This window comes from Marinilactibacillus kalidii, from assembly GCF_017599325.1.
GTDB lineage: Bacteria > Bacillota > Bacilli > Lactobacillales > Carnobacteriaceae_A > Marinilactibacillus > Marinilactibacillus kalidii.
The window spans coordinates 1-21,219 of the sequence record NZ_JAGFVM010000036.1; the positions used below are offsets into that span (position 1 = coordinate 1).

Consider the following 21,219-nt stretch of genomic DNA (forward strand, 5'->3'; position numbering starts at 1 on the left):
AAATAGAGTTATTTCCAAACTCCCGATAAGTGTTATAATGTTAAAGTGGTATAATGTTTTAATGTTTCTATGTTATATAACACAGTTTTTTTTTTTCTTTAAAAAATGTTACGTAAATCAAAACATCTATATTATAGTAGGGAGAGAGAAAGCCTATACATACCTTTAAAAGAAAAACCCCCAGCAAGTCTTTGAAAAGAGCAGTCGGCAAACTTCATCTTTTCAATACGAGTGGGGATTAGATTTATTATATGATTTTCTATAACATAATAGCATACTTTCCTGTTTTTTAAAAAATTTTTAAAAGTACGTTATATACATATAAAATCTAATCTTCTCACTAAATAAAAATCATTTATACAATAGTAGGAGGATTTTAAATGTCCAATAGAGTTAACATTACCGATGAGTACAGAGAGAAATTTTATAGGCTACCTAAGGTATTTTTTACGAATGACGTATATAAAAAGCTTTCAAATAATGCCAAATTAGCCTGGGCGATTCTACGAGATAGAGTTGATCTTTCACAGAAAAATAATTGGGTTGATGATAAAGGAGATATTTATTTCATTTTTACTAATAAAGAATTGATGGGCATATTGAATATCGCAAGTACGTCGACCTTAAATACTGTTAAAAAGGAACTACTAAACTCTAAACTATTAGAGCAAGAGAAACGAGGACTTAATAAAGCTAACCGTCTATATTTGCTTAACCCAGATGTGACTATGGATGATATTTATGAAATTAAACATCAAGAGAATAATCTTATAAGTGAATTAGAAGAAAAAGAATTTGAAAATACTAATTTTGAAAAAAAGGATTCTCAAAGTGCTGATAAAAGCGGACATTCGAAAATCGAACAACCGGTTTCTGAAAACAGAAATTCGATTTTCGAACGTCTTGACGTTCGAAAATCGAATTCTAATGATACTGATTTTATTAAAACTAAAGATATTAAAGATATTAAAGATAACAAAAATAACATCTCTCAAGCTGATTTGAATTCTATACTTAGAAAAAACAATAAAGAAAATGATTCTATTTTAATAACTGAATATATAAATCAACAAAGCTTAGAAAAAAAATACGGAACAAACTTTTTAAATGTGCTAAAAAATTATTCAAAAGGCGAATTTGATTTGTTTAATCAATTTATTAAAACTATAGACTATGCTGTGAAATCTGCTGAGACAGATACCAACAGTTCCATTGAAATAGGTTTGCTAGAGGATCTATATTATTCTAATGATTTAAGGCAAGATTTGACACAAACTTTATACAATGTTTTATTAAAGATTAGAACTGATAAATATCAAAAGATTAAAGATCCTAAAGCCTATCTATTTATAAGTATAAAACAAACTATTATCCATTGGATTACTCAGATAAAAGCTAGTGAAATATGAGGAGGAATACATTATTAATATGTCTGATGAAGATTTTTCATTTCAAATGAATATACCTTCTGAAGTGAAAGAAGTATTGGATAAACATTCCGAACTAATAAAATCATTTAAAGAAGTAACCAAACCTACTATAAAGTATATAGACTCTGTTTTAAAACAACTGAATCCTATTTTAAAAAGAATAGACAGAGAATATAAAGTAAATAAAAAAGAATACAACGAAGCAATTGCTTCGTTACTTGATAATGGGTATTTTTTGCCTTTTTATGCAACACCTAGGCAATATATCGAACTCAGTAAACATTTAAAAAAAGGTAGCATAAATGAAGAATATGAGAAATTATTTAATAGTAATGATAACGATTTTTTTTCTGCCCAATATTTAATAGAATTACTTTCAGAATACCCGTTAAAGGACTGGGAGGAACCACTTAATACAGCTAATAAAGTCTCCTCTGATATGGGGATTGAAGAAAGCTACAAGCTATTGCTCCCATTTTATTTTTCTTACCTAGAAAGCTTTTTAAGATTTAAACATGATGATCGAGGAAAATCTATTCGAACGAATAACAAACTGTTTGAGTCCGCAAAGAGTGCTATTATTTCTTCGAATAATAAAGGTGAAGAAACAAAAGAATTTTACTGTAAAATATTAGAAAGTACTAAAAATTACTTTTATCAAAGGTTTGATAAATCAGACGATGTAACTAGAAATAGTGTGCTTCACGGTTTTATATATCCAACAGAATGGAAGCTAATTGATTTTTACAAAATTGTTGCTCTATTATCTTTTTTTGTGTATATATATTTAGATTAGAAACACTGATTATTGTAACTCTTTAAAAGTGAAAGTTCCCTTTAGTAGCAGATTGGTTCCTGAAAAGAAAATTTTAGAAAATAAAAGAAAGAAGTAATGTAAATTTATGAAACGAAGTAGCAAAATTATATATATTCTAGGGTTGTTATTTTTATTATCAGGATGTGCTAGTCAAACTTTGGAATCTTCCGTAGATTATTCAGAAGTGATATTTGAAGAATTTGTTACAGATCCTAGTTATGAGTCTATTGATACAATAAGTAATGTTGAGCTAGTTAGAACAAAATCGAGTCCAATTAATAAGGGACTATTTAAAAAAAATACAACTGTAGTCACCTATATCTACAACGTCAATCTCATACTTAATGAGGGCGCAATGAATTTGAATGATTTGGATTTTCAAGTTTTATTAGAAAGTCTTCCACTTCCAAAAAGCTACTATAACTTCACGGATAGAAAAGAGGGTATGTTATCTGTTACTTTATATCAATACGAGGTAAATGAAATACGTATAGAGGTTGAAGAAGATGAATTTGTGGTATTCTCAAAAAAAATTGAGAAAAATGGTAGTGTATTTGATCCTAAAAGCCAGGATCAAAAAGAGCGGCAAGAAATAGAAAACGATAAAAAATATGATGTTAGACTTAACTTTTTTGGAAAAATATATCAACTAAACGAAGTAACGAAGAGAGAAATTGAAATATTTCACGACCAAAAATATAATGAATATAAAAACGGGGTCTCGCCTTCTCTCCGAGGGACAAATGAAGCAAAATGGAAAATTCCGATTGACTGGAATAAAGATGTAGAATTCCTAAGAGAATATGAGTGAAAAAAAGAGGGGGTGCCAAAAGCGTCTATACAGTTAGATATTAGAAAAGAGATAATATACTCTATATTATTATCTCTTTTCTAATTCTTTGTATAGTGCGTTTAGAAACTCCAGTTTTTTCTACTATCTCGTTATTGGTTTTTTCAGCTTGAATCAAGGTGATTACCAATTGTTTTCGAGCTTTCTTTTCTTCCTTCTTGAGCTGCCTTTTTTCCTTTTGAGTTAGTGGAGTGAGTTGATTTAAATTTTTTAACTCAACACTAGTTATATGAAGTTTTTCTATAATTGTTCGGTTTTTATAGAGGTATTCTCCGCGTTGAGCGCTAGTCCAGATAATATTTACTTTTTTTTGATTAAGTGGTCTTAAAAGACTGTCATTTGCTTCTGAAAGCATTTCTAATTTGTTGTTTGTGGCGTGGTGAACCAACTGGCTGGCCAGAATGTGTAAAAATGTATTCCTCAAATTGGGTAAATCATAGTTCCGTAGTTTTAACAGCTTAAGCAAGTCATTCACCCTCGCTACATTCAATGTATTTAGATTACTGATTTGTTTAATATTCTTTCCAGCTTTGGCCTGTTTGCGTGCATAGGCTGCTTTTTCTACTTTTGTTGGATCGTATGGGGGTAAAAGGTCGTCGATCAAAGTCTGATGATCCGTAAATGCCCCAGCATTGAATTGAACACAATGGACTTCTCTGCCTTTGTTTCGGCTACAAGGGATTCTTAAAAGGCCATTAATATTTTTTCGGCTGTTGTCTGCATAGATATCGTCTTTGAATTGTTTGGCAGCTGAATTAAATAGATCGATCATAACGCCTTGTAGTCGTTCGATTAAAGAAATGATTTTTGGATTATTCACAAAAAGGTGTTCGTCAAAAATATAATATAAATGCAAGCCACTGCCACTATCGATAATGGCTGTTGGAATAGGCAATCCGGCGATTTTTAATATTTCTTCGACGATATTAATTCTGTGCTCCACAGCCGCAACTTCTTCGGTATTAATATCGATATCCAAAAAGACAGATGTTACAGTACACACGGATTTTTTTTGAGCATGGTGTTTTTTGAAGGTATTGGGTGAATAATAAGCAGAAGTTGCTTCAGGAGCAATGAGTTCAACTAGTTGAACGATTTCAGGTTTAAACTTCCCAGCAAATCCCAAAGGGTGCCCCCCTTCTTTTAATGGGCGCTGAAACTGGCGAAGTACGCGTACTCCCTGGTGATCCTCGTTTAGCTCCATTGCTTTGAAAAATTTTAAATCTAGATCCGTTGGAAAAATGTGTAAAGAATGAGATAGATTTTTTAAGGGTTCTTTTAAAGCTAAGTTAGACAAAAAAACACACTCCTGTATCAGAGCATGTTCCTATAATTTGCGAATGTTTTTCTAAATGATCCTTGTTGAAGAAAAAGTTATTTTGTTGTTACAAAATGTCTATTTACACAATGACTATAAGAAAAAGGTTCCGCCTTTTTTACCAGGTAGGTAATTAAGGAACAGGCTCTTTTTGATTTTAGACATTGTATAAAATTAAAAATTTTCCAACCACAAAAAATGGTCGAACAAAATTTATTTTTCCAGTGGGTGCAATAACATGCCTATCATTGGTTTATCGTAGACCAATAATAGGCATGTAGATAAGTTACAGGTTCAATTTGTCTGGGACTGGAACGAAAAGCAGATTTTGGAATCTTTCTAGATGGTGTTGGGTTCTTGATAGATTCAGCGTAATCCTGCAATTTCGGATAAGCTTTTATTTTTTCTAAATAGTAGCCAGTATGTTTTGTTTTTATCAATAGTCATACTTTAGTTCTCCTTTTTTGATTCAAAATGTTTATAGAGAATGTAAGTTCAATTATAATAAAAAAGAATATGAGTTGAAAGGTGTGGTGAGATGTCGATTACTGAAAAATACAAAAATCTGACGCCTAAAGAAGCTGAGATCGAAGCGGACAAAGCGTACGAAAAAGTCCAAGGCAATCTCTATAATATGGAGGCGTCTAGGCTCATTCAGAAAAAAATGGAAAAAGAGTATTTTGAAAAATTGGTTAAAGAACGTTCCTTTTTCGAAAAATTGAAAAATTTTTTTTGAAGAGCTAGACTGATGATGAGTCTACATAAATCGTTTCTGATCTATAGAAAAAATGGTATACTGACTTTGTTGAAACAATTGGCTTTTCTACCTTTCTGGTTAAAAAATAATCGTCAACTGCCTCAAGAAAAGGTCGAAATTAGATTCGGTCTTTTTTTACCCTTTTTTTTATTTTTAGAAATAGAAGCCGATATTTGTTAGAGAGGAGCTTTTCATGAGTTATTTAGTCGCTAAACATTTTCAAAAAAAGGGTTCTGTTGCTTTAGAGATTGATAAGAATGAAAATATTTCAGAGTTTTTCGAGAAACTGACTTATGCTTATATAGAAGTGGGCATACAAATTTTATTTGTTGGAGACTTTTCGATCTATAGGGAATACGAACCTGTGACCTATGTAAATTCTAAAAAAGCGTTCGAAGAAGGGATAAAGACACTAAACATGATTTGCTGACGGGAGACTGCTATATTGAAAAAGCTAGCGGTACCCTTTTTTAACATAGTAGGAGCTCTATTTTGAAAAAAGGTAGGCTAATCAATTTAAAACTCTTTACAGTTTAAACTGGCAATGTCATAATATACTTAATGACACTTTGTGATACTTGGTGACACAAAAATGCATAAAAAAGAGCTCTGCTACCAACAGAGCTCTCATACGTAATCCGTTCTAAACGGTGGCGTGAGTAATTTAAAACAATTTAAGAAGTCGTCCTAAAACTTGGCCAAGTTGGACGGCTTTTTGTGCGCTATCAATCCTTGATAGCGGTAATGACAAGTCCTAAGACTGTCATAACAATCATAAGCAACTCAAAGTCGCTCATAAAAGCTGATTTCTCCTTTCGTCTTGTCTTGTGCTTCATAAGCCTCAAAACCTTTCCTACTCGGATTACCACCGTCCATAACTGCTACGTAACTCTAATTATATAGGATGATTGAAGATTACGAAACCTCAAAACAATGCATATGGAAAAAAAAGGTACTTTTTCGATTAAAACGTGTAACTTTTGTACCTAAAAGCTCAAATAGTTTTGCTTAAAAGTCCCAAAATCATTTTTAATAGAACTAGACCGCCCAGAAAGCTCCGGGTAAACAATCCGTCGGATTTGGAGTTCTGTGGACAATGAGTCTTATGTCAACTAAATAAACTGCGAGTTCAAAGCGTGCCGGTAGCTACACCAGCACGCTTTTTGCGTATCTTCAAGTGTTCGACAGAAATGCGATACAAGGATTTAAAAAAACGCGTATAGTAAAAATATCAGTTGCATACCTTGGAGCATACAAACCCTAGCAGGCGATCAAATCAAAAAGAGAGGAGCAAAAGCATTTGGAAGGAGCAAAAGAAAGACGTTCTAGTTGATAGAAAAAAGAAAACCGAAGGTGAACAGAAGAAGATCTAGAAGAGCAGATTGATTAGTTAGATAAAACGCACAGACTATTTTACAAGGAAGATCAAAAGAAAAAAGAGTCAGATAAAGAGTGTTCAAGCCTATAGACATAGTGTTTCAGGACGAAGGGGACCCTGGAACTGTTCAAGTGATCCAATAGGGCTTGAATACAGATCGAAAGAAGCAGCAAAATCATTCTATGATTCGAATGAACTACTGGATCACTTTGGTCACTTGGAGAAGAGAAAGCAAGCTAAAAAGCAAGATAGGTGATCCAATTGAAGGAGACAGAAATAAACGGAGTGTTTTCTGAAAGAGCCGAAGCGCTACAGGCCTCTCTCTTCTCCGAAGGTAGAAGAGAGAGGTGCACTTACTGAAAATGGCAGGAAAAAATAAAAGTAACAAATGTCCCCTAAACGTTGTGGTTAAGGGATTCTGGCAGAGGTATACATCCTCATTCAAAAAAGTAGTCTTGTAGCCGGAGCAAAATCTTACGTTCGATCAGAGGGGCGAGTCTGTCCTTTTTTAGAAAGAACTTAATTTACACACAAAAACCTATATGGAGGGAGGAAAATGAGCAGAAATGGATCCTTGAAGTACCAACTGATTCAAATTCTGAAGCAGCAGCATACAGCCGGATATGGTCATAGTCGCCATATTGAGAAATTGAAGCATGGTCGCGCCGCAACAGAAAAGAAAATATATGCCAGCAAATCGTTCGAAAAACACAAATCAGCAATCATTCAGTTTCATGATTTTTTAAAAGAAAAAGGGGTCAAAAAAATCACCGAAATCTCACAAGACGAGGTTAAGGAATATGTCGAACAGAGAGTGGGAGAAGGTAAATCTCATAAGACGATACAGAGCGATTTGACGGCTTTAAACAAAGTTTTGGGAGAAGTGGGACATGAAGTTTATACGGCCAAAAAAATGAATCTGGAGGGCGTGAAAATGCGTCAGAATAACCGCCTTGATAAAGAACGAGAACAGATTCCAGATAAATACGCTGAACAAGTCGAGCTGGCCAAAATGGCCGGTCTCCGCCGGACCGGAATAGCGGGGATCAACACCAATTCTTTTTATCGCTTTAGAGATAAAATTCGAATGGGGGCCAGTGATCAATATTTTATTTTGGTGGTAGAAAAGGGCGGAAAACCTCGACTTTGCGAAGTGAACGAAAAATATGTACCAGAATTTAATGAGAGATATAAAAACTATATTCATTTTGTAGATAAAAAGTCCGATATTCCGAATGGAAAATCTGAAGTGAAAGAAGCGTTGAACGCAGGAGCTGAACTATATCAGGAGAAAGTGCCGTCAAAATATGCTTTGCATATCTATCGAGCTGAATATGCCAAAGATCGCTTCGAGCAGCTTCAACAAACGAAGAATTATAAAGCTGTCGGAATCCTAGAGGATCATAACGGTTTTAAAGCTGATCGGAGCTTGTTTCTGGATCTGGCCAGGAATCTTGGCCACAACCGCACAGACGTAATCTCTAAATATTTACGATTGGAATAAGGAAAAATGAGATTAGGAGGAATGATTATGAATCAAGTATATATGTTTATGTTGAAAGAGTATGGAAGGGACGAACCGGTATTTATGGAAGTGTTGGAAAAAGAGTTAGAAATGAATCGAGAGGAGCTCGAGAAGCAGCTCCAGCAATTAAGTGGCGCAGGAAAGATTGGAAAAGTAAATGAAACAATCTATTTTATTCCTAGAATACATTCTATTTTGAAGAATCCAACGTTATCAGTCGATAAAATTATTCGGGAGAAATATATTTTGGATAAAGGAGAAATTATTGGCTACAAATCAGGTGTTAATTTTGCCAATGAATTAGGGCTGACTAGCCAGACCGCTAGTAGGTCGATAATCGTCACGAATAATACAGATTTACCAGAAAAAGAAGTCTCATTTTACAATAAAATACTTTCTATTAGAAAGGCAAAACATAAGATCAATTCCGAAAATTATAGAATATTTCAAATTCTTGATCTTTTAACTGACTTTGATAAGCTCAGCGAAGAGCCTATCGAAAAAGCTAAATATAAATTTTTTGAATATCTGGTTGATACAAATGTGAGTTTGGAGGAAGTCATTGTTTATTTGGAGTGTTATCCTGACAAAACAAAAAGAGTGGTTAATAAAATATTTTTAAAAGTGTATGATTTTTGATTTTAATTTTAAAATATGAATATAAAAAATTTGAGAACCTAAATCAAACACTTTTAGCACATACTATATACTTGTTTTTTTGAAATAAAGTCAATGACTATTTGTTGATTTTGGATTGTAATTGAGTAATAGCCAGTCTAACAAACTCTTCCTCTGTTAATTTTTGTAGACATTCTCCTTTATCTTGGAGTTCTTCAGCATGTTTTAGTTTTAACGATCGAGGATCCTGTTCGAAAAGGTCTAAATTTCTTCTACCAATGACTAAAAGAGTTGTCTTTTTAGATACACTGTACTGGACTTGGCCACCCAAGGACCAAACCAAATTTTGTGCTTGTTTTCTAGTCATACTTGCCAGTTTACCTGTGAACACGACTGTTTCATTCCGAATCATTTGCCGTCACCTCGCGTCTCTTTGTTTGATTTCTCTCGATTTTTTCTATCAGTTTTCAAAATAAATATATTTTCGTAGGGATAAAGTGCTTATTAAAACATTCCCTAGATCTTCAAGAAAGTGATAAGTCTAACTATAAGAATCGTTTGAACTGACTTTTGGTTGTTTAATCAATGATTAAAAGCCAATTATATCACTAGTAATTAGTTTATAAGTTTTTAGTGCTATTATATGTATTTATAAAGACTGTAGCACAATTGCCGAAGAATTAGGATATTCAATTTATAATACACGAAAACAAAAAAGGGGATTCTATATTGGAGAATTCCCTTTTCTGTACTCATTAATAAGTTGTTTATTTGTTTTTTTCTGTTTTCAAAGCTTCTATTTGCAATTGAAGCTTTGCGCTGTTTACAGCATCTAGATTCTGAGACCACAAAGTACTACTTTTACCTGCACTTTGAGGATTGTTTCCTAACTGTCGAGACATGTCAATTGTGTTATTGACTAGTTTACCTCTAAGTCTATTCCAGACCTCTAGTGGGTCTACTTCCCAGACTAGTTTTCCTTCTTCTTCTGATATCAACGTACGAAAGGCTGATATGATGGGGAAAATTAACCCTTGAGAAATTTGGTGATTCATGGGGTGTTGATAAAACTTAGTGGCCATTTCACGGTCTTTGACATCTACACCTTTGATTCTACCGAACAATCCGCCTGGAGTCACTTCAAGATAAGCTGAGGGCATTTCCTTTTCTATTTGGTCATAAAGCCTTGTTATTTCTGGTAACAGTGGAGCTATTTTGGTATAAGTTTCTTTTACCCCGAAGTCAGCCAGATAATCTTTTAGTACTTGAGCTTTTCCACTATACGCTGCAATTGGTTGTTTAGTAGTATCCGTTGGAAACTTGAAAATATTGAAGCAATACATTAATCGAACGAAGTCAACAGAATCGAGACGTTTGTCAGATTCATTCTCTCTATAGGAAATATCGTCTTTAAATGGTTCAGATGCCAAAGCTTCTTTAACAAAATCAAACTTTTCTGCTAATTCAGCAATTGCTTTATCTGATACTTGTACACTGGTGTTTCTCGCAGCAGCTAAATCATCTATAACTCTGACATTCGTCATAATTTCAAGATGCACATATTGACTTGTATTATCATCAAGCTTATCTCTATTCTTTAGAATAGCATGATATGAATGGCCCCCATCTAGTACACCGTATATACTATTATCCTCTTCACTGGAGTTACCAATATTAATTTGCATTGTTCTATTTAAAGTGTCAACTTTAAGTTCTTTGGCAGAAATCAAAATACCTCTGTTATTAACAAAGAAAGACTCATCGCTAGAGGTTAGTGATGATACTATCTTGTTGTACACCTTTGTTCGAACATTGACTTCTCTAGGGTTAACTTCGGTTGGAAATCCTTCAGGTAAATCTTTAACGTTAACCCAAGCATGGTAGACAGACCGTTTATCTCCTTGGTAAGGGCTGCCCATGTCAACGATTTTAGAATAAGGCACCATTTGAACGATATCATTTTTTTTCATTTTACATTCCTCCATATTTATCATATTTGTTTGATAAGTTTATGATATACTTTATCCAAATATTTTTGTAGGAACCGAGGGTTCAAAATGACAGAACGAAAAATGAATAGCTCGAATAATAGGCTTTACCATATGGGAAATACGTTGAGAAATTTTCGAAAGCATAAAGGAATGACAATTGAACAGTTGGCAGAAGCATTAAGTGTAAGTACACGAATGATTTACAATTATGAAAATGGTAAAAATATAATATCATTAGAAACGATTGTACTAATGTATGAAAGAAACATTTTTGAAAGAACATTAGAAGAGCTAGTTGATAGCTTCATAATAGAGATTTTTAAATAAACACGAATTATTGGGCTCTAAAGCAGTAGGTATATATAATTTTCATTTATTTAAAGCTTGCTCGCTTCTATGGTGGGTAATACTATATATAATGGTTATAAATTTCATTTTGCATAGTCTCTTCGTCTAAACCGATATACGATAGTGTGACCGTTGGGCTAGAATGATTGAAGACTTTCATAAGTAAACTAACGTTATTCGTTCTTTTGTAATGTAGGTACCCAAATGTCTTCCGTAAACTGTGAGGAGATAGCTTTAGACCAATTAAATCTCCAGATTCCTGAACGATCCTAAATGCCTGGTAACGGCTAATGGGTTGTTCAGGATTTTTATTACTGGGAAACAGATAATCGTCCTCTGTTAACTGATTGGCTAGGACATAATCTCTTATGATCAATTGGATTCCTGCATTTAACTGAAATCGTTTCGGTTTTTTCGTTTTTTGTTCGATTCCAATATATTCTCCATTCAGTACCGTCCCCACTTTTGTTGACAGCACGTCAGAAACTCTTAACCCTGTATTTAACATAAAATCGATCAAGACATATTTTTTAGAGGTCTTATCCCACAAGCTTTTTAATTCTCGTAATTTTTCTTGGTCTTTTACTGGACTCGAGGTGCTCATTTTTCCGCTCCTTAAAACGCAACATTCAATTTCAATAAGTTGCATTATTTCTCTTTAAGAACAGTATAAAATAAAAACCTTGATTTAACAAGGTTTTGGACGCAACAATTATGAAGAATGTTGCGTTATTTCTTTTTATAGATAAAAACTAATAAAGTTTGACAATGTTAATTTTTATTTAATGATATAATTTAAATATCAATTCTTTACAGAAAGGAAGGTAAAATACATTGAAAAAATTGAAGTCTAAAAAAAATACCGAGTCTCAAACAAGAAGTACTTTTAAATTGAACTCTTTGGCACCGAAAAATGATATAAAACTAAATACTTATGAAGAAGCTTTAGACCAAATGTTCCTTGATAATACTATTTTGAATGTAGGAATGACCGGACCTTACGGTTCAGGTAAAAGCAGTACAATCGAAACTTATAAAACAATTAATCCTAACTTGAATTTTATCCATATCGCTTTAGGGAGATATAAAGAGTTTCCTGGAAGTGAAGAACAAGAAGGAAAAAGAAGTTCATGGATAGTATCAAATAAAAAATCAAAAAAAGTAATGTTCGATAAAAAGCCGAAAGAAAGTGAAGAAAAGAAGCAACAAGAAACAAATGAAATCGAAGGAAAGATTATTAATCAACTTTTGCACCAAATAAATACCAAAAAAATCCCTCAAGCATTTACAAAAGTAAAGAAGAACAATAAATCATATAAAGTATACACGTGGGCTGTTTTCATACCAATAATGATACTGAGTCTTATATACATATTTAAATTCGGAGATTGGGTTAATTACGTAAATTATAATAATCTAGAATATTTGAATTTTACTACTAATGCTTTTCTTCCTCTGGTAGTAGGTAGCATTCTATTACTTTCATTGACCCACATTATAAAGATATTTGGGAAAGCTCAAATCAATAGAGCTTTTATACGAAAGATTGCTTTCCAAGGTAACGAAATTGAATTATTTCAGTCGGAAAATAGTTCGTTTTTTGACGAACATTTAAATGAAGTGATCTATTTATTTGAAAATTCAAATGCAGATGTAATTGTTTTTGAGGATCTAGACCGATTTGATAATAGTGACGTCTTCAGAAAACTCAAAGAAATCAATCAATTATTAAATAGAAGAATACAAGATAAGAATGATAAAAAAATATATGCACGCTTTACAAAGTGGTTGCGAAAGACTGCACGAGGAAAAGATATTTTAGAGAATAAATTCGATAAAATATTTTATAGCAAACAAATTATTTTCCTTTATCTAATACGAGACGACATATTCATATCAAAAGATCGTACAAAATTTTTTGATCTTATCATACCGATCATTCCTGTCATAGATTCAACTAACTCTTTTGAAAAAATAACGGATTTATTCAATGAAACACGCATAAAAACTAGTAAGGTAAGTGAGAGTTTCTTATCCCAATACCCCATAAACGAAATTTTTTATCCAAAAGATACTTTTGTTAAAAAAGAATTTGTAAAAAAAGAATCCCAAGATAACATTCTTATTGAGAAAGATAGTAGAATTGAAAAAATATTTTTAAGAAAATTAGCTTTTTTTATAGATGACATGAGATTGATGTACAACATATCTAACGAGTATAAAATTTACGATCGTCAAATCAACAATGAAGAGTTAGATAGGAATAAGTTGCTTGCATTAATTACTTATAAAAATATATTTCCAAAAGATTTTGCTGATTTACAATATAGAAAGGGATTTATTTACTCTATTTTCGAGAATAAAAAAACTTTCATTGAGACTCGTCTACAAACTATAAACAATAAGATAGAAATATATAAGGAAGAATTGAAAAGTATAAATGAAGAGTTGTTAGTATCTATTACTGAATTGACTGCTCTCTATATGAAAACAGATGATCTTATCCTTGAAGCTGATCTTGCGGATAGTTCAACACATATAGAATTCATTAAGAACTTGCTTGAAGAAAAAGAAGTAGAAAGTTTAGAGTATAAAGAAGGAAAGATATATAATGGTAACACTTATCGACATGAAAATATAAGCAGAAGTACCCCCAAAACCGTCAAAATTGAAGAATTAATTTCAAAAATGGAGAAAAGTACTGACTATTTAAGAAGAAAAGAAATCATTGAAAAAAAGATGAATTCTAGGATTAGTGAGTTAGAGAAGTACCTCAACAAACTAGAAGAAGAGCGAAGTAATGTGAGAATATTGTCTGTCTCTAAGAGTTTAAATAGAGAAGAATACAATAAATTACTAGAAGAACACCCTTCCATAAAGTCTAGTGAGTATAAAAAACTTCTATATTTATTAATTGAAGAAGGGTATATTAATGAGACTTATAGTGAATATATGAACTACTTCTATGGTACTCACTTTAGTATCGATGAAAAAATGTTTATTACTAATTTACTTGATGATGGGGAATTAGATTATGAGCTTCCATTGAGTAATTTTGATTTGATACAAGCTCACCTTCAAACGAATGATTATAGAAGACAGGGGATTTTAAATTACGATTTATTCAGCCATTTATTAGAAACAAACAGAAAAGAAAATTTAGAAAGTATTATTACTGTTGCTGCTGATCATAAAAACATAGATTTCATTATAAATCTATATCAGTATTTAAATACTAAAGAGAAAATCTCCGAAATTAAAGATTTCAAATTGTTTCTAGAAATACTAAACAACAACTGGGAACACTTTTACCAAGTAGCAATCATAGAAAAAAACTTACTAGAGGAAACGGTCACGCATAACGATAAAGAATCAATGAATAATTTGATCTTTGGAAGCCTATGTCTGACGGATTTCTATTCTGCTTTAAATGAAACAAATCTTGACCAAGTAATCTTATATATAAACGAAAATGTTAGTCTGTTATTGAAAACTGAGGAATACGATGATTTAAATTTTGATTACTTTTATTCGAATCTAAAAGAAATGAATATTAAGTTCAATAAGTTGAATTTCTCTAAAATTGCTTCGAATATAGTCAACTTTATAATTGAAGAAAATATATATAAATTAAACTTCGAAAACATAAAAGAAGTATTTCTTCACGAAAAAGCAATCAAAGATACCGAAATAAATGGAAAAGACTTTAAAGAAAAAAACCTTACTCATATTAGAAATTCTAAAATTGAACCTTTGAAAGCCAGGGTAGAAGAAGAAATAAATGACTATCTGATCAATTACATTGAGTTTTCAGAAAACAATATACGTGAGAATAATGAAATTGTTGTCGAAATACTGAATAGAGATGACGTGGCAGTAAAAGATCAGTTCATTGAGGCAATAAAAATTCCGGTGAAGAATATCAATGAAATTAAGAATACGAGTTTGTGGGGAAAATTACTCGAATACCGAACAGTAGAGCCTACTATAGATAATATTATTTCATATTTTAAAGAAACGGATCAGGACGATTGGACTCAAGAGCTCATTGAATTTGTAAATGGAACTGATGAACCTATACAAGTAGAAGCTGGTAAAAATTTGAAAAAAGTTGGAGACAAGAATTTCTTTATAGAAACTCTTGGTTTGAACGACCTAAAAGACAAACACTACAGAAGTATTATAGGCGGTAGTAAAGAAACAGCAAAAGACTTTTTAATGGAAAATTTGGACATATCAAAAGTAGAGATTCTTATTGAAGAATTGGTCATTGAAATGAATTCGAAAAACTTAAAATTTGTTAGCGATAATTATCCTACTCAAGTGGTAAAATTTGTGAAAAAGAACCTTCAAGGTAATATTGAATTAGTCGCCAATAGTCTTGCTGAGATAAAGCTTGTAGAGTTAATGAAATCTGGAATTAGTTCTAAAATGGTTGATGATTTGCTATCAGCAAAGAAAACACCTATCTCTTTAAAAGAATTTGATATCAGAAGTAAAAACTTCGAAAAAATCTTGGACACTCACTTGAAAGAAAAAGACAAACCATATCTATTTGAAAATTACAGTAATTTCAACTCTGTTATAAAGAAAAAAGTTTTAAATTTAGGTATAAAGAATAGAGATATTGTTGCTTCTGATAAAGTAGACAATAAAGTAGACAAGAACCTTATATTTGACTTGCTCAAAAGTGAAGAAATTGAAGTAAGCGACAAAGAACGATTGATGATGTCTAAAATAGGTCTGTTTGATTTCAAAGATATTCTTGAACTGGTACCTTCACTAAATCTTTCGAAAAATTACAGGGAAATTGCTAAAGGTAGTAATCCCAAATTTAAAAATAGTGAGATTAACCAAACAGTAATAAAATATCTAAAAAAGCTAAATATAATATCTAGCTGGAAAACAGAAGAGGATAATACAATAAGAGTTTTTAGTAAAAGAAAATAATATTAGATAAAATTAACATTAATCAAAAAGGGAAGTCTTCTATTATATGGATTTCCCTTTTTGAGTGCGCTCTATATTATTTCTTAAAATACAACTTTAGTCAGGAATCTTGCGTTATTATTTAAATTTTCTTTTTTCTTTATACTGTTAATTGAAAACATTCAAAAGGATTAACCAAATTTTCCAGTTTGCTAGAAGTATAGAAATCCTTTAAAATTAAATTAGAAATCGGTCTCGAAAAAATAGCCAATATAAGAGTAAAATAGGTAATCAAAAGGAGACGGTTATGAAATTTGAAAAGATTACGCTGGAAAAATTTTAGATTGTATAAAAAATCTACTACAATGTATCTTAAAGATTTTACAACAATTGTCGGTAAAAACGATTCAGGTAAATCTACTTTTCTATAAGCGTTGGATATATTTTTCAATAATTCCAAAATAGACACAATTGATATTTGTGTGGCTGCCCTAGATAATGACGTCATTATCACTTGCTACTTTAAAAAATAGCCAGATGAAACTACTCTTGATTCGACTTCAATATAGAGAGAATATTCTAACTTAAAACCAGTATTTGTTAAAGAAAGCAAAAATAACAATCAAATTATGCTATATTTAATGTAATTAGAATATTGGAGGCGCTTATATTGATTAATACAGATATTTCCGATAATCAAATCAAAAATTTGGATAAAACAATTTTTGATTTAATCGAAAATTTTGGTCATAGCTACGATTTTGGTTTCTTCAAACAAGAGCAAAGAGTCTGGAACGATAGAATGTATAAAACTTATAAACTCAAAGTTACCAAGAAAGACGGTACTGCTTGGGATGAAAACGATTTGGCTACAATTAGTCCAAATAACCGAGCTTTTTATCCTTTAATTTATAATATAAATCATGAAAGTAGTATCTATGAAATTGTTTTTATTCATGAAAATATCTTAACTAGATTGGGTAGTAATGCGGATAAAGCTTACAATATAATCAATGAAAATGCTCGTATGATAGATAGTAAATCATATTGTGACGCTAAAAAACTATTTAATATTAGCGAAATTATTAGCGCTTATAGATATAGTGATCTCTTCATGATTGATAGGTCTATTTTTTCCTTCTTGAAAAACGCTTTATCTGATAATTTATCTACTTGGAATAAAATATTAGAGGATCAAACCCTGGATAAATCTATAGCAGAATCAATTAGATTTGATTTCGAAGGTTTATTTCACTTAGTAAATTATGATTAACATAGAGCAAAGAGAATATCGGTATTTAATTTTTTTTTTGCGGTGAGTTATAAATAAATTTATTACTTATAACTCGCAAATTAAGTTTATAAAAGGGGACAAAGTGTATGTCTGAAAAATCAAATCAATTTGAAATAGACATAGTTAACTTGATAAAAAATTACAACGTAATACCCGAGAATATACCGACTTGGATGGAAAATGAAGGTATATTACCTGGCTCACAAATCACTAGTGTAGAAAGAATGGGTAACACCGGTTCAAAAACGGATGTTATTATCCGTTTAGAAAGCCCTTCTAAACCAATAAAAATTTCAATTAAGCTCAACTCAGCACACCATTTTGGAAATTGGTACAGTCATCCAAGGATTATTGAAGAATTTGGTCAAGAAAACTTTAATAATCTTGTCAAGGATTGCACATTGTGGGCTAATGATTGGAAGAACCACTCTAATGCTTCTCTGTTTGTTGGAGTTAGTATTTGCTTTGGGAAGCGTCAAGGAAAAACAGCTAGAGAATTTACTCAAGTGTTTAATTACGAGGACATAGTTAAGATCGTAGCGGGATATGGGGAAGGAGAAGGTATAGCAAATTGTCTATTTGTAGGGAGTGAAGTACCAGTAACTATAGATGAATTGTTACCCCTAATTAAACCTATAGATGAGGAAGTTATTATGGAATTAAGTGATAACTTTAAAGTAGCCTACCGACCAATTAATCCTGCAACGGAAAGATCAAACCGAGGTAAAGCTGTATATACTAAATTTCAACCTTATAAGCCTCTAGAAGAGAAACGTATAGTAAAAACTTTGGAAGAGTTAAATAAACTGGGCGAATATGTTGAAGTTGAGCCAAATAGTTTAAATCATAATCATATTTTGAGAGAATTAGACGAGGTTTATAATATATGTATACCTCTTGCCAGTCGTTAACTTCCTTCATATTTTAATTAGATAATTAAACTTTATAGTTTTTATTGTTCATTAACATAATTAGAACTTACGCTGCATTTATTTATGAATAGCAATAATTAATTGTTCTAACTAATACTTGACGTTATTACTTTTTCTGTCTTTTAAGGAGTGTTAAGAAGTTTAAAAGAGGTTTTAGCTTCGTATTAATACGGAGCTAAAACCTCTTTCTATTTATTCTCAATTAACCATTGAGCAATTGGTTGTGCGACAGCACGAGCTAATTCTACAGGCACAGCATTTCCTATTTGTTTATAAATCTTATCTATCTGTCCATTTTTAGATATTTTAGTTGTATTTCCAACACAGAAGGTAAACCAATCAGGAAAAGTTTGAATGCGGGCAATTTCTTTAACGGAAAGACGCCGATTGTTTGACTCACCATCTGGAAATATCCATTTATTCTTATCTAACTTCTCCATTGGGACACCGCCAGGATGTATTGGAGCCTGACGACCGGAAGCCTGAATCGTAAAACTTGTGTCCTCCCAACCCTTCTTTCTATTACGACTCATAAAAATTGAAGAATATGAACCTGTGAAATAGTCTCCAGGATTTTCTTCTAAGTCTCCAATTGAATCATATAAAGTTACGTATGGTTTGAGTAATATATTATCCCCATGGGTGGGATTTGGGAATTCATACTCAAAATCAATATCTTCTCTAACTCCAATTAAAAAAACTCGCTCACGAGACTGCGGAACACCATAGTCTCGTGCATTTAACAAATCAGCATATATCCGATACCCTGTAGCTTCAAAATCCTGCTTAATCTGTTGAAACACTTCACCTTTACCTAGTGTGAGCATTCCTTTTACATTCTCCATAATAAAAAATTTTGGTTTAACTTGCATAAGTGCCCTAATATAATGCAGATAAAGGAAGTTTCGAGGATCGTCAACTAGTCGTGGTCCTGCTGCAGAATACCCTGGGCATGGTGGTCCTCCTACGATAATGTCTGCATTTTTAGGAAATTCTTTTACTTTTTTTATATTTTTATTATGCAAAAAAACCTTTTTTGAAAAGTTCATTGCATAAGTATCTAAAGCTTCGTTGAAAATATCATTCGAATACAAGTGGTGAAAAATACTATTTTCCCTTATTGAATCAAATTCAACCTTCGATTTGTATGCTTGATTCGTTGCTTCTTTACCTACCTCAACGTCTAATCCAGCAAGTTCTACACCTAGATCTAATCCTCCAGCTCCACAGAAAAGAGAAACTATATTAGCTTTATCTTTTTTATAATATAAATCTTCTACTTTATAACTATCGGGCTCATCAATTATCTGTTGTGTTTCTTCTTTAATTTTTTCTGCCAAAATATCTTTAACATCTTCTTGAGAGTAGTTGGGAGTTGGTTTGAATTTCTTTCGTTCAATTATTGTTGGATTCTCAGTCATAATCAATCTCCTATTAAATATCTGCTGCAGTAATAACTTATAAAACTAACCTGAAATTGATTAGTGATATTAATTACCCTTTCTTTTATTTGCTCGCCGAACATCTTTGTCTTCATATATCTGAACTAGATCTAAATAACGTTTATACTCGGATTCTTCTAGGGTTTCAACGTACATATCTACCATAATATCTACCATTTCTTTTTGGCTCTCAGCAAAACCCATAGTAATCAAAGAGCTAATGTTATTCCTAATATGATTGTCTACACGAATATTGACGGGTTCCGTTACTACAGTTGTTATTTCTGGTTCCTTCATTTTTCTAAATTTTTTTTGATCATAAGAATCTAAATCGTTTCTATTCACTTTATTGCTGACTTCGACCTTCGGTCCTCTATTTAATAGTTTCTTTTTTTGCTTTTCTTTTTCGGAATTATGATTTAGTAAAGCCATCTTATTCAGATCCTTCCTCTAAACGTGCAATGATTTCTTTGGAAACACCTTCAAAAACAGCATGGACTCTGTTATCATGCTGATCTTTAGGATCGTCTGAAATACCTGTCATATCAAAACGCTTAATTCTTTCCATTAACGAGATTTTATTTTCGAAAATATTTTCGACTCCGAACTCTTCAGAAGCGGCTTTTAATATTTCGGCGTCTACTCGAGCTCCTTTTTTACTTAAAACCGGCAATATACCTAAAATATCTACATTTGAATGAAATTCGTCTATTAAGGTCTCTTGAAGGTATCGTATAAATACTTCCGCTCCTGATAAAGAACGTTCTTGCGTTTGCAGTACAACTATAATTTGATCACAAGCAAAAAAAGCTGTGTCATTTAGTAGACTAAGAGTTGGTGGAACGTCAATCAAAATGTAATCATATTTATCTCTTAAACCACCAATTTTATTTTTGAAATACGATACACGATCAATTTCTGAATCGAAATTCCTCTCTAAGTATCTAGGATACATAGAAAAGTCTACAGCATTAGGAATAAGATCTAAATTCTCTTTAATCTGTATAACTAACTCCTCTAGTGGACTATCCTCGTTGATTGCTTTCATAAGGGCTTTGTCAATTGTGATTATCTCGTCATTTACAGACTTTGTTTTTAACATAAGAGAAGTTATATTTGCTTGCGCGTCGAAATCTATTATTAAAACCTTATGACCTAATTTCTGTAGGTTGTATGCCACTAAAGCTGTTGTGCTCGTTTTCCCTACTCCGCCTTTAAAATTAGAAAAGGATAGTGTCGTAGCAGTCATCGTTTTCCCCCCAATGTGTTATGTACCATTAATATACATCACTAACGATTTAAAGTAAAGATAAACTCCCCCAAAATGTTAAAGTGTTGAAATGTTGAAATGTCACTATGTTTTAATGTTGAAATGTTTAATTATACTTTAAAATAATAAAAAAGCTTTAAAATAGAGTTATTTCCAAACTCCCGATAAGTGTTATAATGTTAAAGTGGTATAATGTTTTAATGTTTCTATGTTATATAACACAGTTTTTTTTTTTCTTTAAAAAATGTTACGTAAATCAAAACATCTATATTATAGTAGGGAGAGAGAAAGCCTATACATACCTTTAAAAGAAAAACCCC

Annotated in this window: 19 protein-coding genes; 12 read left to right on the forward strand and 7 right to left on the reverse strand. The window is 31.9% G+C overall.

The genetic code is table 11. The features are described 5' to 3' along the window. Positions 1 to 380: 380 nt before the first annotated feature. The 3 genes from J5J05_RS08820 to J5J05_RS08830 all read left to right on the forward strand — a co-directional run bounded on the left by J5J05_RS08820 (position 381) and on the right by J5J05_RS08830 (position 3,058). A complete protein-coding gene (locus tag J5J05_RS08820) occupies positions 381 to 1,409 on the forward strand; it encodes a replication initiator protein A (protein ID WP_208560318.1) in 1,029 nt (342 codons plus the stop codon). A 19-nt stretch (positions 1,410 to 1,428) separates the two neighbouring features. Continuing rightward, entirely contained in the window at positions 1,429 to 2,226 is a 798-nt protein-coding gene (locus J5J05_RS08825) for a hypothetical protein (RefSeq protein WP_208560319.1), read from the forward strand. Between the two features lie 376 nt (positions 2,227 to 2,602). Further along, the gene (locus J5J05_RS08830) at positions 2,603 to 3,058 is read left to right on the forward strand and encodes a hypothetical protein (protein ID WP_208560320.1); all 456 of its coding nucleotides are present in this window, start codon (positions 2,603 to 2,605) and stop codon (positions 3,056 to 3,058) included. A gap of 61 nt (positions 3,059 to 3,119) precedes the next feature. Here J5J05_RS08830 and J5J05_RS08835 read toward each other — a convergent pair whose 3' ends face one another. After that, positions 3,120 to 4,394 carry a helix-turn-helix domain-containing protein gene (locus tag J5J05_RS08835; RefSeq protein WP_208560321.1) on the reverse strand — a complete coding sequence of 425 codons (1,275 nt, stop codon included), beginning with the start codon at positions 4,392 to 4,394 and terminating at the stop codon, positions 3,120 to 3,122. Positions 4,395 to 4,953: 559 nt separating this feature from the next. Here J5J05_RS08835 and J5J05_RS08840 point away from each other — a divergent pair. From J5J05_RS08840 to J5J05_RS08855, 4 genes are all read left to right on the forward strand, one after another. Then, positions 4,954 to 5,151 carry a hypothetical protein gene (locus tag J5J05_RS08840; RefSeq protein WP_208560322.1) on the forward strand — a complete coding sequence of 66 codons (198 nt, stop codon included), beginning with the start codon at positions 4,954 to 4,956 and terminating at the stop codon, positions 5,149 to 5,151. Positions 5,152 to 5,365: 214 nt separating this feature from the next. Then, positions 5,366 to 5,602: a DUF6718 family protein gene (locus tag J5J05_RS08845; protein ID WP_208560323.1), complete on the forward strand. Its 237-nt coding sequence runs from the start codon at positions 5,366 to 5,368 to the stop codon at positions 5,600 to 5,602. Between the two features lie 1,504 nt (positions 5,603 to 7,106). Beyond that, a complete protein-coding gene (locus J5J05_RS08850) occupies positions 7,107 to 8,054 on the forward strand; it encodes a site-specific integrase (protein WP_208560324.1) in 948 nt (315 codons plus the stop codon). Between the two features lie 27 nt (positions 8,055 to 8,081). Further along, on the forward strand, positions 8,082 to 8,714 hold the full coding sequence (locus J5J05_RS08855; RefSeq protein ID WP_208560325.1) for a hypothetical protein: 633 nt from the start codon (positions 8,082 to 8,084) through the stop codon (positions 8,712 to 8,714). A 97-nt stretch (positions 8,715 to 8,811) separates the two neighbouring features. Here the strand turns inward: J5J05_RS08855 and J5J05_RS08860 are convergent, their stop codons facing one another. After that, positions 8,812 to 9,105: a BRCT domain-containing protein gene (locus J5J05_RS08860; RefSeq protein ID WP_208560326.1), complete on the reverse strand. Its 294-nt coding sequence runs from the start codon at positions 9,103 to 9,105 to the stop codon at positions 8,812 to 8,814. A 355-nt stretch (positions 9,106 to 9,460) separates the two neighbouring features. Further along, positions 9,461 to 10,663 carry an AIPR family protein gene (locus tag J5J05_RS08865; RefSeq protein ID WP_208560327.1) on the reverse strand — a complete coding sequence of 401 codons (1,203 nt, stop codon included), beginning with the start codon at positions 10,661 to 10,663 and terminating at the stop codon, positions 9,461 to 9,463. 87 nt (positions 10,664 to 10,750) lie between these two features. Here J5J05_RS08865 and J5J05_RS08870 point away from each other — a divergent pair, with 87 nt between their 5' ends. After that, positions 10,751 to 11,011 carry a helix-turn-helix transcriptional regulator gene (locus J5J05_RS08870; protein ID WP_208560328.1) on the forward strand — a complete coding sequence of 87 codons (261 nt, stop codon included), beginning with the start codon at positions 10,751 to 10,753 and terminating at the stop codon, positions 11,009 to 11,011. Between the two features lie 82 nt (positions 11,012 to 11,093). On the opposite strand, the gene J5J05_RS08875 is transcribed toward J5J05_RS08870, so the two are convergent. Continuing rightward, on the reverse strand, positions 11,094 to 11,636 hold the full coding sequence (locus tag J5J05_RS08875; protein ID WP_208560329.1) for a tyrosine-type recombinase/integrase: 543 nt from the start codon (positions 11,634 to 11,636) through the stop codon (positions 11,094 to 11,096). A 230-nt stretch (positions 11,637 to 11,866) separates the two neighbouring features. Between J5J05_RS08875 and J5J05_RS08880 the strand changes: the two genes are divergently transcribed. The 4 genes from J5J05_RS08880 (at position 11,867) to J5J05_RS08895 (ending at position 18,166) form a co-directional block, all read left to right on the forward strand. Next, the gene (locus tag J5J05_RS08880) at positions 11,867 to 15,982 is read left to right on the forward strand and encodes a YobI family P-loop NTPase (RefSeq protein WP_208560330.1); all 4,116 of its coding nucleotides are present in this window, start codon (positions 11,867 to 11,869) and stop codon (positions 15,980 to 15,982) included. Positions 15,983 to 16,275: 293 nt separating this feature from the next. After that, the gene (locus tag J5J05_RS13035; protein WP_208560331.1) at positions 16,276 to 16,392 is read left to right on the forward strand and encodes an AAA family ATPase; all 117 of its coding nucleotides are present in this window, start codon (positions 16,276 to 16,278) and stop codon (positions 16,390 to 16,392) included. Positions 16,393 to 16,631: 239 nt separating this feature from the next. Continuing rightward, on the forward strand, positions 16,632 to 17,234 hold the full coding sequence (locus J5J05_RS08890) for a hypothetical protein (RefSeq protein WP_208560332.1): 603 nt from the start codon (positions 16,632 to 16,634) through the stop codon (positions 17,232 to 17,234). Positions 17,235 to 17,341: 107 nt separating this feature from the next. Next, positions 17,342 to 18,166, forward strand: a complete 825-nt coding sequence (locus J5J05_RS08895; protein ID WP_208560333.1) for a hypothetical protein — start codon at positions 17,342 to 17,344, stop codon at positions 18,164 to 18,166. Between the two features lie 209 nt (positions 18,167 to 18,375). On the opposite strand, the gene J5J05_RS08900 is transcribed toward J5J05_RS08895, so the two are convergent. The 3 genes from J5J05_RS08900 to J5J05_RS08910 form a co-directional block, all read right to left on the reverse strand. Continuing rightward, positions 18,376 to 19,608 (reverse strand): DNA cytosine methyltransferase, encoded by a 1,233-nt coding sequence (locus J5J05_RS08900; protein ID WP_208560334.1) that lies wholly within the window; start codon positions 19,606 to 19,608, stop codon positions 18,376 to 18,378. Positions 19,609 to 19,677: 69 nt separating this feature from the next. Continuing rightward, on the reverse strand, positions 19,678 to 20,061 hold the full coding sequence (locus tag J5J05_RS08905; RefSeq protein ID WP_208560335.1) for a DUF5388 domain-containing protein: 384 nt from the start codon (positions 20,059 to 20,061) through the stop codon (positions 19,678 to 19,680). Between the two features lies 1 nt (position 20,062). Beyond that, on the reverse strand, positions 20,063 to 20,878 hold the full coding sequence (locus J5J05_RS08910) for a ParA family protein (protein ID WP_208560336.1): 816 nt from the start codon (positions 20,876 to 20,878) through the stop codon (positions 20,063 to 20,065). Positions 20,879 to 21,219 lie beyond the last annotated feature (341 nt).

Coding starts and splice junctions, on each gene's coding strand:
- J5J05_RS08875 (WP_208560329.1), bottom strand. CDS start 11,636: ATGAGCACCTCGAGTCCAGTAAAAGACCAAGAAAAATTACGAGAATTA.
- J5J05_RS08845 (WP_208560323.1), top strand. CDS start 5,366: ATGAGTTATTTAGTCGCTAAACATTTTCAAAAAAAGGGTTCTGTTGCT.
- J5J05_RS08865 (WP_208560327.1), bottom strand. CDS start 10,663: ATGAAAAAAAATGATATCGTTCAAATGGTGCCTTATTCTAAAATCGTT.
- J5J05_RS08895 (WP_208560333.1), top strand. CDS start 17,342: ATGTCTGAAAAATCAAATCAATTTGAAATAGACATAGTTAACTTGATA.
- J5J05_RS08900 (WP_208560334.1), bottom strand. CDS start 19,608: ATGACTGAGAATCCAACAATAATTGAACGAAAGAAATTCAAACCAACT.
- J5J05_RS08860 (WP_208560326.1), bottom strand. CDS start 9,105: ATGATTCGGAATGAAACAGTCGTGTTCACAGGTAAACTGGCAAGTATG.
- J5J05_RS08905 (WP_208560335.1), bottom strand. CDS start 20,061: ATGGCTTTACTAAATCATAATTCCGAAAAAGAAAAGCAAAAAAAGAAA.
- J5J05_RS08910 (WP_208560336.1), bottom strand. CDS start 20,878: ATGACTGCTACGACACTATCCTTTTCTAATTTTAAAGGCGGAGTAGGG.
- J5J05_RS08850 (WP_208560324.1), top strand. CDS start 7,107: ATGAGCAGAAATGGATCCTTGAAGTACCAACTGATTCAAATTCTGAAG.
- J5J05_RS08830 (WP_208560320.1), top strand. CDS start 2,603: ATGAATTTGAATGATTTGGATTTTCAAGTTTTATTAGAAAGTCTTCCA.
- J5J05_RS08870 (WP_208560328.1), top strand. CDS start 10,751: ATGACAGAACGAAAAATGAATAGCTCGAATAATAGGCTTTACCATATG.
- J5J05_RS08825 (WP_208560319.1), top strand. CDS start 1,429: ATGTCTGATGAAGATTTTTCATTTCAAATGAATATACCTTCTGAAGTG.
- J5J05_RS08820 (WP_208560318.1), top strand. CDS start 381: ATGTCCAATAGAGTTAACATTACCGATGAGTACAGAGAGAAATTTTAT.
- J5J05_RS08840 (WP_208560322.1), top strand. CDS start 4,954: ATGTCGATTACTGAAAAATACAAAAATCTGACGCCTAAAGAAGCTGAG.
- J5J05_RS08855 (WP_208560325.1), top strand. CDS start 8,082: ATGAATCAAGTATATATGTTTATGTTGAAAGAGTATGGAAGGGACGAA.